The organism is Actinoplanes sp. NPDC049599, from assembly GCF_044465625.1.
In the GTDB taxonomy this organism is placed as follows: domain Bacteria; phylum Actinomycetota; class Actinomycetes; order Mycobacteriales; family Micromonosporaceae; genus Actinoplanes.
In genome coordinates this window covers 62,770-77,246 of record NZ_JBITLX010000016.1, presented here as the reverse complement: position 1 = coordinate 77,246, position 14,477 = coordinate 62,770, and the positions used below count along the sequence as shown (strand labels likewise).

At 72.2% G+C, this 14,477-nt stretch carries 11 protein-coding genes; 3 read left to right on the top strand and 8 right to left on the bottom strand.

Annotated elements, in window-relative coordinates:
• The first annotated feature begins 181 nt into the window (after positions 1–181).
• The 3 genes from ACIBQZ_RS25985 to ACIBQZ_RS25975 are packed head-to-tail and all read left to right on the top strand — an operon-like array spanning position 182 to position 3,737.
• Positions 182–1,456, top strand: coding sequence for a 6-phospho-beta-glucosidase (locus tag ACIBQZ_RS25985; protein WP_396091384.1), 1,275 nt, complete (start codon positions 182–184; stop codon positions 1,454–1,456).
• Positions 1,453–2,433, top strand: coding sequence for an N-acetylglucosamine kinase (locus tag ACIBQZ_RS25980; RefSeq protein ID WP_396091383.1), 981 nt, complete (start codon positions 1,453–1,455; stop codon positions 2,431–2,433). Before ACIBQZ_RS25985 ends, ACIBQZ_RS25980 begins: the two co-directional genes overlap by 4 nt.
• Positions 2,430–3,737, top strand: coding sequence for a condensation domain-containing protein (locus ACIBQZ_RS25975; RefSeq protein ID WP_396091382.1), 1,308 nt, complete (start codon positions 2,430–2,432; stop codon positions 3,735–3,737). The genes ACIBQZ_RS25980 and ACIBQZ_RS25975 overlap by 4 nt, the downstream gene beginning before the upstream one ends.
• On the opposite strand, the gene ACIBQZ_RS25970 is transcribed toward ACIBQZ_RS25975, so the two are convergent.
• From ACIBQZ_RS25970 to ACIBQZ_RS25935, 8 genes are read right to left on the bottom strand one after another with little or no spacing between them, the layout of a single operon-like run.
• A complete protein-coding gene (locus ACIBQZ_RS25970) occupies positions 3,724–6,669 on the bottom strand; it encodes a type I polyketide synthase (RefSeq protein ID WP_396091381.1) in 2,946 nt (981 codons plus the stop codon). The two genes, ACIBQZ_RS25975 and ACIBQZ_RS25970, sit on opposite strands and share 14 nt — an antisense overlap.
• Positions 6,669–7,811 (bottom strand): GNAT family N-acetyltransferase, encoded by a 1,143-nt coding sequence (locus ACIBQZ_RS25965; RefSeq protein WP_396091380.1) that lies wholly within the window; start codon positions 7,809–7,811, stop codon positions 6,669–6,671. Before ACIBQZ_RS25965 ends, ACIBQZ_RS25970 begins: the two co-directional genes overlap by 1 nt.
• Before the next feature lie 3 nt (positions 7,812–7,814).
• Complete coding sequence (locus ACIBQZ_RS25960) at positions 7,815–9,077, bottom strand: ATP-grasp domain-containing protein (protein WP_396091379.1); 1,263 nt, start codon at positions 9,075–9,077, stop codon at positions 7,815–7,817.
• Complete coding sequence (locus ACIBQZ_RS25955; RefSeq protein ID WP_396091378.1) at positions 9,070–9,315, bottom strand: acyl carrier protein; 246 nt, start codon at positions 9,313–9,315, stop codon at positions 9,070–9,072. The genes ACIBQZ_RS25960 and ACIBQZ_RS25955 overlap by 8 nt, the downstream gene beginning before the upstream one ends.
• A complete protein-coding gene (locus tag ACIBQZ_RS25950) occupies positions 9,305–10,720 on the bottom strand; it encodes an AMP-binding protein (RefSeq protein WP_396091377.1) in 1,416 nt (471 codons plus the stop codon). The genes ACIBQZ_RS25955 and ACIBQZ_RS25950 overlap by 11 nt, the downstream gene beginning before the upstream one ends.
• Positions 10,710–13,037, bottom strand: coding sequence for a lantibiotic dehydratase (locus ACIBQZ_RS25945; protein WP_396091376.1), 2,328 nt, complete (start codon positions 13,035–13,037; stop codon positions 10,710–10,712). Before ACIBQZ_RS25945 ends, ACIBQZ_RS25950 begins: the two co-directional genes overlap by 11 nt.
• The gene (locus tag ACIBQZ_RS25940) at positions 13,037–13,450 is read right to left on the bottom strand and encodes a RidA family protein (protein WP_396091375.1); all 414 of its coding nucleotides are present in this window, start codon (positions 13,448–13,450) and stop codon (positions 13,037–13,039) included. Before ACIBQZ_RS25940 ends, ACIBQZ_RS25945 begins: the two co-directional genes overlap by 1 nt.
• Positions 13,443–14,390 carry a phytanoyl-CoA dioxygenase family protein gene (locus ACIBQZ_RS25935; RefSeq protein WP_396091374.1) on the bottom strand — a complete coding sequence of 316 codons (948 nt, stop codon included), beginning with the start codon at positions 14,388–14,390 and terminating at the stop codon, positions 13,443–13,445. The genes ACIBQZ_RS25940 and ACIBQZ_RS25935 overlap by 8 nt, the downstream gene beginning before the upstream one ends.
• Positions 14,391–14,477: the final 87 nt, after the last annotated feature.

Genomic DNA, 14,477 nt, shown 5'->3' with positions numbered 1-14,477 from the left:
CGATCCCAGGCATATATGCCTGTCGATGCATGTGATCCTCGTGGGTCGCGGTACGAAAGGGGGAAAATGTGCGTAACGTTTAGGTTTCCATTGAGTCCGATAAATGTCGAGCGGGCCGGCGATCGTCGTCGTCCGGCGCCGCGGGCGGACGCGCGGGCGAGGGTTCTGCGAGGATGCCCGGGTGAAGATTGCGGTGATCGGCGGCGGCAGCACGTACACCCCCGAACTCATCGAGGGCTTCGCGCGGCGGGATGCGGCGATGCGGGTCGACGAGCTCGTGTTGCAGGACATCGCCGCGGATCGGCTCGCGGTGGTGGGCGGTCTGGCCCGGCGGATCATGGAACGGCAGGGCTGGCCGGGACGGCTCACCACGACGTCCACACTGGACGCGGCGATCGACGGCGCCGCGGCCGTCCTGGTGCAGCTCCGGGTCGGCGGCCAGCGCACCCGCCTCGTCGACGAGACGCTGCCCGGGCAGTTCGGCCAGCTGGGTCAGGAGACGACCGGGCCGGGAGGGTTCGCCAAGGGGCTGCGGACCGTGCCGGTGGTGCTCGACATCGCCGAGCGGGTCCGGCGCCGCGCGCTGCCGGGCGCCTGGATCATCGACTTCACGAACCCGGTCGGGATGGTCACGCGGGCGCTGCTCGACGAGGGCCATCGAGCGATCGGTCTGTGCAATGTGGCCATCGAGTTCCACCGCCGGGTCGCGGCCGCGCTCGGCATCCCGACCGGCCGGATTCGCCTCGACCACGTCGGGTTGAACCATCTGACCTGGGTCCGGCGGGTTCTGCACGACGGTGTCGACGTGCTGCCCGCGCTGATCGCCGCGGGTCCGGCCGGGGTGCTTCCCCAGCTCACCGAGCACCCCATCGAGCTGATCCGCACGCTGGGCGCGGTGCCGTCCTCCTACCTGAACTACTACTACCGCACCGATCTGGCCGTGCAGGCGCAGCGCGGCGGCGAGCACCGCGCCGTCGAAGTGATCGAGGTCGAGCGGCAACTGCTCGACATGTACGCCGATCCGGCGCTCGACCACAAACCCGCACTGCTCGAGGAGCGCGGCGGCGCCTACTACAGCGAAGCGGCCGCGGCACTGGCCACGTCGCTGCTGACCGGCGACGGCGCCCATCATTACGTCAACGTCCGCAACAACGGCACCGTGGCCGGCCTGAGCGACGAGGCGGTCGTCGAGGTGCCGGCGTACGTGGATCAGGACGGTGCCCATCCGGTCCGCGTCGCCCCACCGGCGCCGGACATGCTCGCCCTGATGCAGGCGGTGACCGCGTACGAGGTCCTGACGATCGAGGCGGCGACCACCGGCGACCGGGACACCGCCCTGCGGGCATTGCTGGCCAACCCGTTGGTCCGGCAGTGGGATGTCGCGGTGCCGCTGCTCGACGCCCTGCTCGACGCCAACAGCGCGCACCTGCCGCGATTCGCGGGCGGCCGCCGATGACCGGCTATGTCATCGGCGTCGACGGCGGCAACTCGAAGACGGAGGTGCTGGTCGTCTCGGTCACCGGCGAGTTGCTGACCCGGGTGCGCGGCGCCGGGGTCGGTTCACCCCGGGCTGATCCGGCCGCCTGGCGGGCCCACCTGCACGACCTGGTCGCGGCGGCGCGTCGGGAGGCCGGGCTGGCCGCGGTCCGCCCGTCGTCCGCGGTGTTCCTCCTGGCCAATCTGGACCTGCCGGACGAGCGTCGGCTCGCGGCCCGGGAGCTGGCCCCGCTCGCGGAGGACACCTTCGTGCACAACGACACGCTCGCCGTGCTGTACGCCGGAGCGACCCGTCCGTGGGGCGTCGCCGTCGTCGCCGGGGTGGGCATCAATGCGATCGGGGTACGGGCGGACGGCCGTACGGCCGGATTCCTCGCCTTCGGTTTTCACAGCGGGGACATCGGTGGGGGACATTGGCTGGGACTGCACGCCCTCGGCGCCGCCGTCCGGGCGGATGACGGGCGGGGACCGGCCACGTTGTTGTCCCGGGCGGTGCCGTCCCATTTCGGGCATCGCCGGGCCGCTGACGTGGCGGTCGCCATCGAGCTGGGACGGCTGCCGGTGACCGCCGTGGCCGCGCTGACGCCGGTTCTGGCCGGCGCCGCCGCGGACGGCGACCCGGTAGCGGTGCGGCTCATCGAGGATTTCGGCGATGAGGTGGCCGCGATGGCCGGCGCGCTGCTCCGCCGGCTGCGGCTGGTGCGGTCCGACGCCGAGGTCGTCCTGGGCGGCAGCGTGCTCCAGAACGGCGATGAGCGCCTGTACGAGCGCATCCGGCAGGGGATCGCGGCGGTCGCACCCGCTGCGTCCGTCCGGGTTCTCGACCTGCCACCCGCGAGCGGGGCGGCGATCGAGGCGCTGCGCCGGGCCGGCGCGGGCGAGCCGGCGCGCGCGGCGCTGCGAGCCGAGCTGATGAGAGCATCGGACAGCGCATGAGCACAGGTCAGGCGCGGTCCGTGCCGACGAACTCGAGCCAGATGCGACGCCTGGCCGTCCTGCGCGGCCCGGACCGGTTGTGGAAGGAGCCGCAGACAATCGGCTACCGGTTTGCCGGGCGACTCGACCTTCCCCGCCTCGAGACCGCCTTGCGGCTCCTGGCTCGCCGGCACAGCGCGTTGCGTACCTGCTTCGCCCCCGACCAACCGATCGAGGTGGCGGTGTGCCTGCCACCGGCGGCGGCCCGGTGGCCGCTGCGGGTGGTTCGCCTCAGCCCGGATCCCGTGGTGGCGGCGGCGGAGCAGTCCGCGGCCCTGGCCTGGCTGGGCTCCGGTTTCCAGCCGTACGAGCGGCCGCTGCTCCGTGCGTCGGTGGTCCGGCAACCCGCCGGCGATCTTCTCGGGCTGGCCGTCGACACCACGGTCTTCGACTGCCAATCGGAACCCCTGCTGCTGGCGGACCTGCAGTATGTCTACAACGGACTGGCCGCCGAGGATCCGGCGGCCTTCGATCAGGTGCGGTCCGATGCGGCGGCGTTCGCCCGGGAGGAACGGCAGTGGCTGGCCGGTGACAAGGGTGCGGCGGCGTTGTCGCACTGGGACGGGCTGAACGAGGGGCTTGCGGCCTACCCTCGGCTGACGGTGCCGACCGCCGGAGCGTACGACCCGGCGGCGGGCCGGCGGCACCACACCCTCGCCATCACCGATGAGCAGGTGCGGACGATGCGGCAGCGGATGCGCACCCTGCGCGCCTCATCGTTCGTGCTGCTGGCGACGGCTGGCGCCGCCAGTGTCCGTGACCATGCCGATTCCGACGACGTGGCGCTGCTCTTCGGGTACTCCCGCCGGACCTGGCCGGTCGCCGTGGATCTGGTGGGGTCCCTCGCCGGGCCGTGTCAGCTGCGCGTGGCGGTCGGCCGGGACGAGCCGGTCACCACGCTGTACCGGCAGGTGCGTTCGGCCGCCATGCATGCGGCACTGCACGGAATGCTCGGCCATGACGAGTTCCTGAGGATCAGGTTCCCGGAGGCCTACGACCGCATGCCGTCGATACCGTTCCTTCATCTGAACGTCGTGGATGCCGAGGACGGGCCCGCATTCCACCTCGACGGCCTGCCCGGCACGAAGGTGCCGATGCCGGTCCGGCCCGACGGGTACACCCCGCCGGGCATCTCCGTCGAGGTCAGCCTGGGCGGTGCCGGTGCGGCCTCGATCGTGGCCGGCTACCCGGACGGCATGTACGACCCGGGCCTGGTCGAGGAACTGACGGAGGCCATCGTCCGGCGGTGTGTCACCGCCGGCTGACGTCACCGGCCGATCGCGACATCAGCCCGGTGACCAGGCTGATGTGCGCGTCCAGGGTCCGCGCCGCCAGCAGGTCGCGCAGCGGGACCCGGACCCCGACGGCCTCCCGGAGGCGGCGCCCGAGAACGGTCACGTGCATCGAGTTCCCGCCCAGGGCGAAGAAGTCGGCGTCACCGTCCAGGTCCTGGTGGCCGAGCAGCCCGCGCCACGCCTCAAGGACGATCGCGGCCGCCTCGACGCGAGGGGAGTCGATCGCGGCGACCGGTGGCGCCGGCGGCGGATCCGTCACGGCCGGGGCAGCCGCGGCGGCCGGCGCGGCGTCGGTGCGGGCGCGAAGCACCTCGGGAGCGACATGCACATCTCCGCCGAAGGCGTACCCCGGCAGGTGCACGCGAGATCCACCCGCGGTGAGGGCGGCCAGACGCACCGGCTGGCCGAGGGTCCACAGCCGGCCGAGCGCGGCCAGGGGGCCGGCGCCGTTGTCCGCATCCAGCGCCACGCTCGTCATGCCGGCGATCTCGGCCAGAACACTGAGCGACCGCCCAGGCCCGAGCTCCACCGCGATCGCGTCGCCGCGCCACCGGCTCAACCGGTCGAGCGCATCACCGAATCGGACCGGTGCGCGGACCTGTTCGATCAGGGCGTCCGGGTCGCTTGTGCCACCTGGGTGAATCAACTCGCCGGTGAGACCGGATGCCAGCGGCACCCGGGCGCCGGTGAACCCGGCCGGCCGGAACGTTGCCGCGAGGTCCGCCACGGCGGCGTCCATCAGGCTGGTGTGGAAGGCGTGGCTGGCCCGGAGCGGCTTGGTCCACACGTCGGCGTCCAGCCCGGCCTCGAAGGACTTGACCGCATCGATCGGCCCGGCGACAACGCTGAGCTCCGGTGCGTTGACCGCGGCCAGCTCCACCGGCAGGCCGGACTCGGCGATCAGGCGGCGGGCGTCGGCCGCGGAGCAGCCGACCGTGAGCATCGCCCCGGGCGGGCACTCGCTCATCGTCCGGGCCCGGGCGACCACGAACTCGGCAGCCGCGCCGAGATCCAGCAATCCGGCCACGCAGTACGCGACCACCTCGCCGAGACTGTGCCCGGCCACCGCGGACGGGACCAGGCCGAGGTCGCCCAGGCCGGCCGCGAGCGCGTATTCGAGCGCGAACAGGGCCGGCTGTGCCACCGCGGTGTCGGCCACCACGGGAGCCGGCGTGGACGTGTCGTACAGGGCGGTCCGGAGCCGGGTCCGCAGGCCGGCGTCGAAGTGGCTCAGGCAACGGTCCAGGTGATCGGCGAGTCCGGGGACGGCGGCCGTGAAGGGCAGCGCCATCCCGGGCCGCTGGGCGCCCTGCCCGGGGAAGAGGAACACCATCGGCCGGATGTCGTCGCCGGCCAGGCATGTCCGGAGCTCCTCGGTACCAGCCGTCAGCGCGGCCGCCGCCTGCGCGCGGGTCTCGGCGACAACCACCGTCCGGGCGTCGAACTCCGCTCGGCCGGCGGCGAGCGTCGCCGCCACATCGTCGAGCGCGACATCGTTCGCGCCGAGGTGCTCGCCGAGGCGCCGGGCCGACCGGGCCAGCCCGGCGGCATCAGGCGCGGAGACGGCGATCAGCCGCGGTCCGGCCGGCCGATCGGACCGGAGCGCCGGCGGGGGCGGCTCCTCGACGACCAGGTGCACATTGGTGCCGCCGATACCGAACGAACTGAGGCCCGCCCGGCGCGGGCCGGGGCCCGTCCACCGCTGCCGCCCGGTCGGCACGAACAACGGTGAGTCGGTGCCCAGCAGCGGATTCAGCCGGGCGAACCCGGCCACCGGCGGGATCTCGCCCCGCTTGACGACCTGCAGAGCCTTGATCAATCCGGCAATGCCGGCTGCCGAATCCAGATGGCCGATGGTGGCTTTCAGGGCTCCGACCGCGATCCGGCCCGGCTCGGCGCCGAGGGCGGTCAACGCCGCGGACGCCGCGGCCCATTCGATGGGGTCACCGATCCGGGTCCCGGTGCCGTGCGTCTCCAGGTAACCGACCGACGCCGCGTCGACCTCCGCGACGCGGTAGGCCGACGTGATCACCCGCTCCTGCCCGGTCAGCGAGGGCGCAAAATAGCCGGCCTTGGCCGTGCCGTCGTTGTTGACCGCCGAGCCGAGAATGACCCCGTGCGGGCGCAGGCCTTCCTTGACCGCGTCGCCCAGCCGGCTGAGCACGACGCAGGCGACACCGGCCCCCGGGACCACCCCGTCGGCGCCGGCGTCGAACGGCCGGCACATACCGGTCGGCGACAGCACGCCGCCCGGGACGCTGACGTACCCGCCCTGGGGGAACGGGATGCCGGCCGCCACCACCACGGCGTGGTCGCAGTCGCCGCTGAGCAGTGCCTGCGCGGCGAGGTGGACGCCGACCAGACCGGAGGAGCAGGCCGTCTGCACACCGATCGCGGCGCCGGTCAGACCGAGCTTGTACGCGATGAGACTCGCGATGAAGTCGGGCTCGGTGCCGTGCAGCGCCTGGTCCAGGGTCACCGGGTCCAGCGGTCCGCCGGACAGCATCGTGCGCAGGTAGCCGCTGCCGCTGGTCGACGCGAAGACGCTCGTCGTGTGCCCCGGAGCCTTGATCGGGATGCCGGCGTCCTCCAGCGCCGTCCATGCGGTCTCGAGCATGAGCCGGTACTGCGGGTCCATCATCTCCGCGTCCCGGGGACTGATCCGGAAGACCTCGTTGTCGAACCGCTCGGCGTCCGGCAGGTAGCCGCTGACCGGCACGTAGTCCGGGTCCTCGAGCAGGTCGGCGCGGATCCCGGCGGCCAGCAGCGCAGCACGCTCGTGCCGGGCCACCAGCACCCGGCCGGCGCGTATCGCGGACCACAGCCCGTCGGCATCAACGCCACCCGGGAATCGCCCCGCGACTCCCACAACGGCGATGTCCAGCGCACGGTCGCGGGTCATCAGTCACTCCCTGTCAGCCTCGGAGAGGCGTTTTCGTAGGATGCGAGCGCGGCCCTCTGCTCCGGGGGCAGCCGCCGGCCGACCTCCGCGAGCGTTGCCAGCGCCCGAGCCCGGGAGATGCTCCGTGCCGACTCGGCCGACCATCCGGGCGGTGAGTTGGCGAGCAATGTCCACGTCAGCTGCGGCACGGCGCCCCGTACGTACTTCTGGTGGGTGCCGCCGATGCCCAGGTCCACCCGCCGCAGGCCGCGGGCGATCGCATGGCGTACCGGGGCATGACTGATGAGATGCGGATACTCGGCGTGCCGGCCGATGGACGCATAGTCCAGGCCGATGGACAGCAGGTGGAGCGTGTCGCCGTACTCGACCGTCATCGCGTAGCCCACCAGGGCACCGCCCGCCAGGCACCGAAAGATGGTGGTGTGTGGCGCCAGGGGAGACTTGAGCAGGGCGAGCATGCGTGCCCGGACGATGCGCGTGCCGCCCGGAGCGAGGTGCCTGCGCTGGGTCTGCCGCTGCAGCGCGATCAGGTCCTCGACCAGGTCCGGCGTCAGCCGGCCTTCGACGATCTCCCGGCCGCCGTCGCGCAGCATGCGGTCCTCCGTCCGCCACAGTGCACGCTTGCGGGGGCCGAGCTGACGCAGGTACTGCGTCTCGGTTACGGGCAGCGCCTCGTGACCGGACACGACCGGGCCGAGCACGAGGGTGCTGTGCGGCACGAGCGGGGCCAGGGCCAGCGCCGCCCGGTGCCCCATCATCGGCAGGATGACCGCACCGGGTGCGGACGCCGCGGCGGCGCGGACGAGGCCGGCCACCGCAGCCGCCCTTGAATCGTCGAACTCGGTCCGGACCGGTCCGCTCAGGCTGCCCAGCACCGTGGTCGGCTCCCACTGCTCGGCCTCGGCCAGCGGCAGCCCCAGCAACACCACCGGATGCAACGTGGCGGGCGTGGGGCCGGCGCGGAACCGGGCCCGGTAGATCCCCTCGTGCGCGCCGGTGCCGTCCGGTGCCGCGTCGATCACCATCGTCTGGACGGCGTCGACGTCCGGGCCGTTCGTGGCCAACCACACCGCGGAGTCGTGCAGCCCCGCTCCGGCCAGCCGTGTCGCCGGGTCGAGCGCTGCGATCGGGACCTCGAGCATCCGTTACCCCGGCCCGTTGGTCCGGACGAGCCGCACCTCCTGCTCGATGGCCCGCAACGCCTCGTGATCCCGGCGGATCTGGGCGGCGTCGCGGTGGGCCAGGACGGCCCACCCCGTGTGCATGGTGGACATCAGATCGGACGTCGGCGTGACCAGGTCCCCGTCGTGGACATTGAGCTGCAGCAACCGGCAACTCGGCAAGGCCCGGATCTTCTCGTACGCGGCGGCGTTGGCCACCGTGCCGTGTTCGCGCATGATCAGGAAGACGCTGGAGACGTGCCAGACGAGCTGATAGCCCGTCCGGCCCGGCGCCCGGCCGGCGAGGTCGTCGATCAGGCGCCCGACGCCGTTCTCGCCGGTCGCCAGCTCGCACAAGCCGGGTAACCCGGCGCCGGCCAGGCGCGCACCCGTCTCGATCAGAGTGGGGCCGTCCGTGGTCATCATCACCTCGCTGTGCGCGAGTCCGAACCGGATGCCCAGGGCGTCCAGAACGGATTCCACATAGGGGATCAGGGCCGCGTTCTCCGGTGCGTCCGGCGGCAGGAACTCGATGCTCTCGTAAACCGCGAAGTTGTGACCGTTGTCGACCTTGTGGTAGCGGCAGACGTTGGTCACCGTGTGGCGCCCGTCCCGGCTGAACGTGTCCACCACGTACTCCGTACCGAAGATCCGCTCCTGAACGACCACGTCCGTGTTCGGCAGCCCGAAGATGTTGACTTCGACGTCGAGGAGTTCCGCCACGGCGGCCGCGGGATCCTGACCCGCCCGCACCAGCCGGACGCCGTCCGTGGCCCCGGACATCGCCGGTTTGACGACCAGATCGCGGTCGGCCAGACCCTGCTCGAGGCGCCACACCTGCGCATCCGCGGGGGTGGACGTGCACAGGGTCCGGATGGTCCGGATGCCCTGCTCGGCCAGTGCCGCGACCATCGCGCCCTTGTGCCGGCGGGCCGATGAGCGGCGCTGGTCGTTGGCCCGGTGCGGGGTCAGGTTGGCCGCCAGCCGGTCGGCCAGCAGCACGCCGCTCTCCGCACCGGGAACGACCGCGATCGGAGACAACGCCGCGAGCTCGCCGAGCAGGCTGTCCGGGTCCTCGGTCGCGGTGAGGAACCGGGGGTAGTCGCCGGTGCGGAGGGAGCCGGCGTATCTGGGCGGCGGTGGCGGATAGGACAGCACCCCGACCGGCTCGAAGCCGCCCTTTCTGAGCGCGCCGGCGAAGGCGGAACCCGACGAGTACGGGTCGACCACCACCACGCGTTCAGGCATCGGCGAGCATTCCCGACAGCGCTTCGCCGAACTCCGCCGGCGTCGGGTTGTCGAAGATGAACATGACATCGACCTCCACGCCGAAGGTCTCACTGACCAGCGGCAGCATCCGGATCGCCGTGATGGAGTTACCACCCAGGTCGAAGAAGTCGTCGTCGGGCTGGATGTCGTCGATGCCCAGGACCCCCTGCCACAGGTCGATCACCCGTCGGCCGGTGGACGATCGGTCAGTCGTCATCGGTGCTCCTCATCAGTGTCGTCTTGTGGTTCGCGTCGAGGCCGGGATCCGGCACTATCCGGATACGGGCCGGCACCGCGTGACCGGGCAGCTGGGCCCGCAGATGAGCACGCAGGGACCGGGTGCTGGTGGCCTCGGCTCCGGCCACGGACACCCTCAGCTCGATCAGGTCGCCGGCCGGTCCGGCGTAGCGACCGGCGCGCGCCTGGCGCACCGCCGGATGCCGCCGAGCCGCGCTCTCGACCTCCTCGGGAGCTATCCGGAAGCCGTTGACGGAGATCTCCCGGTCGATGCGGCCGGCGATCCGCAGTCCGTCCGGTCCCCATTCGCCCCGGTCGCCGGTGCGGTACGACCGATAGCCGGGCCGGCCCCGCGGGTCGTCGCCGAAGCGCTCCGGACGGCCCGTGCCCGGCAGGTAGCCGTCCGCCAGGTACGGGCTGCACACCACGACCTCGCCGGCCGGGCCCGTCACCAGCAATTCGGCGCCGCCCACTCCCGAGCCGACGGGCATCGACGTTTCGTCCGGCAGCTCCGGGTCCGGAAGCGTGTTTCCGGCCACCACCGAGCAGGCCACGATCTGCGGCGTCTCCGTGGCACCGTACGCATTCGCCACGGCGGCCGGCGTCAGCGGGCGCAAGCCGCGCACCAGCCCGGCCGGCAGCGGCGCCCCGCCGGCGACGACCAGCCGCAGCCGCGGCATCGGCCGACCGGCCGCGACCAGCAGCTCGAGCATCGCCGCCGTGGTGTGCAGGATCGTGACGCCGGCCGAATCGAGGAAGCCGGCCAGGTCCGATGGGCGGGCAGCCACCCCGTCCGGCGGCACCAGCAGCGTGCCACCGGAGACCAGCGGCACCAGGATGTCCCGCAGCACCGGGTCGTGCCCCAGCCCGGACAACAGCCCGACCCGATCGCTCGCGCCGGGCGCGAAGGTCTCCCGGTACCAGCGCAGGCCACCCTCCAGGGCACTCGCCCCCACCTCGACGGCGGCCGGCCGGCCGGTGGAGCCGGAGGTGAAGAGGATGTGGCTGCCGCCGGCGGCGCGGGGCCGGGGATCGTCCGCCAGCCGTACCGGGGTGGTGCCGGCCAGGCGCCAGGCGGGCCGGACGACGGCCTCGCGTGCGGCGATGACGGCCGGCGGCAACGTGGAGTCGATCAGGGCGATGGTCGCCCCGGCCTGCCAGAGGGCCAGCATCGAGACGGGCAGATGCGCGTCCCGGCGCGCGGGCAGCGCCACCGTGTCGCCGGGCTCGACGCCTTCGGCGCGCAGCTGTCCGGCCAGCCGGTCGATGTCGGCCAGCAGCTCCCGGTAGGTGCGCGCGGTGGAGTCGTGCACGACCGCGGCGGCGCCGGGCCGCACCGCCGCAGCGGCCCGGACCTGGTCGAGCAGGGGGTGGCTAGGCGACATGCTCGGTGACCACCATCCGCAGCTCCGCGGCGTACTTCTCCCCGTCGGCGTCCGTAAGCCAGCACGAGTCGCGGTCCGGCAGCATCTCCGAGATGGTGACCTGCCCGTCCGCGCCGTCGCGGTCCATCCGGCGGATCACCGCGGCCAGATTGCTGGTCAGCGGCAAGCTGGTGAAGTCGACGTAGATCGGCTTCCGCTCGATCGCCGTGACGCAGAAGGCCTCGCGGGGCAGGCCGGCGCGCCGCACCCATTCGCGCATCTGCAGATAGCGGCGGGACTCGTCCAGCTGGTTGACCCAGTCACAGGCGCGGGGCGCGAACCGCCAGGTCTCCCGGGCGACGATGAGCCGGCCGATGGAGACCCGGGGAACATGCCGGCGGGGCGGCAGGATCCGAAAAGCGTTCAGCAGCACCCAGGACAGATATTCGCCGATCACCTCGACGAGCGGGAAGGTACGGCCGTCCGCGAGGCACCGGACCTCGATTCCCTTCGGGCCCCGGGCCGCGTGGAGCGAGCCGAGCGGAACCGCACCACCGGGAAGGTTGACGACGTCATCGCTGCTCATCGCCCAGTACGTGTAACCGGGCGAGATCAGCGCCGACGGCGGCACGGTGCGGGTCAGGGTGCCCCATTCGCGCGGCGCCACCGGCACGATGCGGCCGGGACCCGCCGAGGACTCGGCCATGGCCAGGAGCCGGGCCGGATCAGGACTCTGATCGACCAGGGCACGGCTCTCCACGGTGTTGAAGCCCAGGTGCAGCTCGCCGAGGACGAGGGAGAAATCGCCCCGGCTGACCGCGTCGGCCGACTCGGCGCAGATCATGATGTCCGGCGAGTGCTGCAGGCCACTCGCCCAGGGCGGCCGGTCGGTCGCGAACTCGACCCGGACCCGCTCGGCGATCTCGTCAGGTGTCACCGAGTGCCGGCGTACGCCCGCCGGCACCGACAGGATCCGATCCCACTTCTGCCGCAATTCCCCGATCGCGGCGGCGGCCGCGGCCGGCATGCCACTGCCGGTGTACAGGTCGCGGGTGGCGAGCGCCAACAGGCTCGCCAGTGGCACTTCGGCGCCCGGGGTGCGCTGCCGGCGTTCGAAGTAGCCCTCGAAACGGGCGAGGTAGTCCTGGCCGGTCCGGGCCGCGAGCCACCGGCCGCTGTCCAGCAGCAGCGACAGCGGCGGGCCCAGGGCGCGCAGCACGTCCCCGCCGAACTCCGCCGAGACATCACGCACCGTGTCCTCGAAGACAACGGTGCGCCCGGCATAGGCCCGTCCGTGGCCGCGGACGGCGTTCTCCCCGGTGATCTGCGTGAACTCGTCGCCGAGGGCCGCCATTGCCGGGCCGAGCCGCTCGGCGTCTCCCGCCGCCGCGGCCACGGCGGCGGCCGATTCGACCAACCGGTCCAGATCGGCCAGGGCCCGATCGCGCGCCGCCGGTTCCGGCACCCGGGACAGCCGGTCCCGGAGCCGGCGCTCGCTGCGGGACTCGATCGGCCCGGTGAAGTCCACTCTCACCAGCTGCGACTTCTGCAGCCGGTCGAGCAGAGCGAGCAGCTCCTCCTCGGGCAACGCCAGGGTCTGCCCAATGTCGCGTACCGTCCGGTGCCCGTCACACCGGCGCAGAACGGCGGCCTCGGCGTCGGAGAGCTGGACCCGCCTGCCGCTCGGCAGGCGGGCGTCGTCCGTGCCGTACCAGACCGCCGGGTTTCTCCGCGGCGGAACGCCGTGCCTCAGCTCCGGGCGCGACGCCAGGGCGGTGGCCACCACGTCCATGGCCCACGACTCGAAGTAGACGGTGCGCCGGGACAGCAGCTCGGGTCCTGCGACGACCCGGGATCCCGTACGGTCCGGAGCCCACGACGCCCAGCCGACCGGCCCGAAGAACCCGATCGATTCGCATTTGGTGGTGTATCGCTGCAGGTAGTTGGCGATCGCCCCCTCCCGCTTGCGCCACCGGCTGTCGCGGCCGGCCGGCATGTCGGTTACCCGATCCAGGCAGTTCGCGACGAATGGCAGGTTCTGCCAGGAAACGGCCTCGCGGAACGGCGGGAACACCGCGGCGGAGCGCACCGTCGCCGCCACCCTCGTGCCGGCAGCGGCGAACTCCGCCCGGTACCCCGCCGATGTGGCGGCGGTGATCCAGCTGCTGCCGGGTTCGGCCAGGGCCCGGTCGGCGACGTCGGACAGGTGCGGATCTGCCAGCTCGGTCACCATCCGGATCGGGAAGCCGGCGCTGCGGAGCACGATGCCCCGCCAGATCCGCCAATTCCCGCCGGGTAGGGGAAGGAAGTCCGAGCCGGCCGATACCGCCGCGGACATCAGCCGATCCGCTGTGGCACTAGCGAAAGACCGTCGACCTCCAGCAGGAGATCCGGCCGGTACAGCGCCACCACCTGCACCACCGTGCTGGCCGGCGGGCGTTCGACGTCGATGAACTCGTCCCGCACGGCGAGAATGACCGGCAGGTGGGAGATGTCGGTCAGGAAGTAGTTGAGCTTGATGACGTCGGCGAAGGTCGCGCCCACCGCCGCCAGGCAGTTGCGCATGTTGACGAACACCTGACGGGCCTGAGCCGCCGGATCACCCACGCCCACCAGCTCGCCGTGCTCGTCGAAGGCCATCTGACCGGCGATGGCGGCCACCTGGCCCGGGCCGAGGACGACATGGGTGTAACCGTCGCTGGGGAAGACCCCCGCCGGGCTTGCGACATGCGTCAGCCGCCGGTCAGGCAAAACGGTTCTCCTGCCAGGTCGACAGCCAGCTGGGCCGCTTGTAGGCGGTGTCCGGGCCCTCCGGTCCCCACGGCCACGACCCGAGCAGGCCCACCAGCGCGGCGAAGCGCGACGAGTTGCGCTCCAGCATCTCGGGCGTCGTTGATGCCCAGAACAACTCCTGCGGCAGCAGGTGGAATCGCACCATGGGCATGACCAGGGTCACCCGCCGGCCGGGCGCCGTACGGGGCACAGCGCCATGCCAGAGGCCACCGTGCCAGACGATGACAGAACCGGCGGGCGCCTCGACGACCTCGAGATCGGGGTGGTCGTGGGCCATCACGAACTCGGGCGGCACGTCCATGCCCAGTTTGTGGCTTCCGGGAACGACGCAGACCGCACCGTTCTCGCGGTTGTAGTCGCTCAACACCCAGGTCACGGTGCAGTACTGGGCGTCGCTCGGCCACGGCGCCGGCACCTTACGGCTGTGATCGGCGTGGATCTCCATCGGCTCGACCGAGGAGTTGTCCTTGACGATCCCCCGGAACTGGCTGAGCTTGGCGCGGTAACCCATCAGGTAGGCGATCAGGGCCAGCTGAGGCGGGGCCATGAGGGCCTGCTCGAAGATGCGGTCCTGCGGCAGCAGGTGCCACAGGTTGCGTCCGCGGGACCGCTCCATACCGTCCGGGGCCTGGTTGTTCTCGTCGTTGATGGCGAGGATGGCGTCGCGGACCCGCGGCCACAGTCCGGCCGATCCGGCGACATCGGGCGACATGACCGTGTATCCGCGGGTCTCCAGATCCGCCGCATGGCCCTCGAGCCCGTACTGCCGGAGATCCTCGCGCACCTGGAGGGCGGCCGCCATGCCGGTCGGCAGCCGATCTTGCTCCACTTTGGCCGCGGCCAGCCGTCGCAGCTCCGCGAGGTCGCGGGAGACCGCGAGATGATCGATTGCCAACATGGCCCCCTGTGGTCGGCGTGACGCTCCACGTTGATGCCTGACACCTGCTGATCGGTCGCCAGACTAGCGAACGGTGCCGGGCTTCGC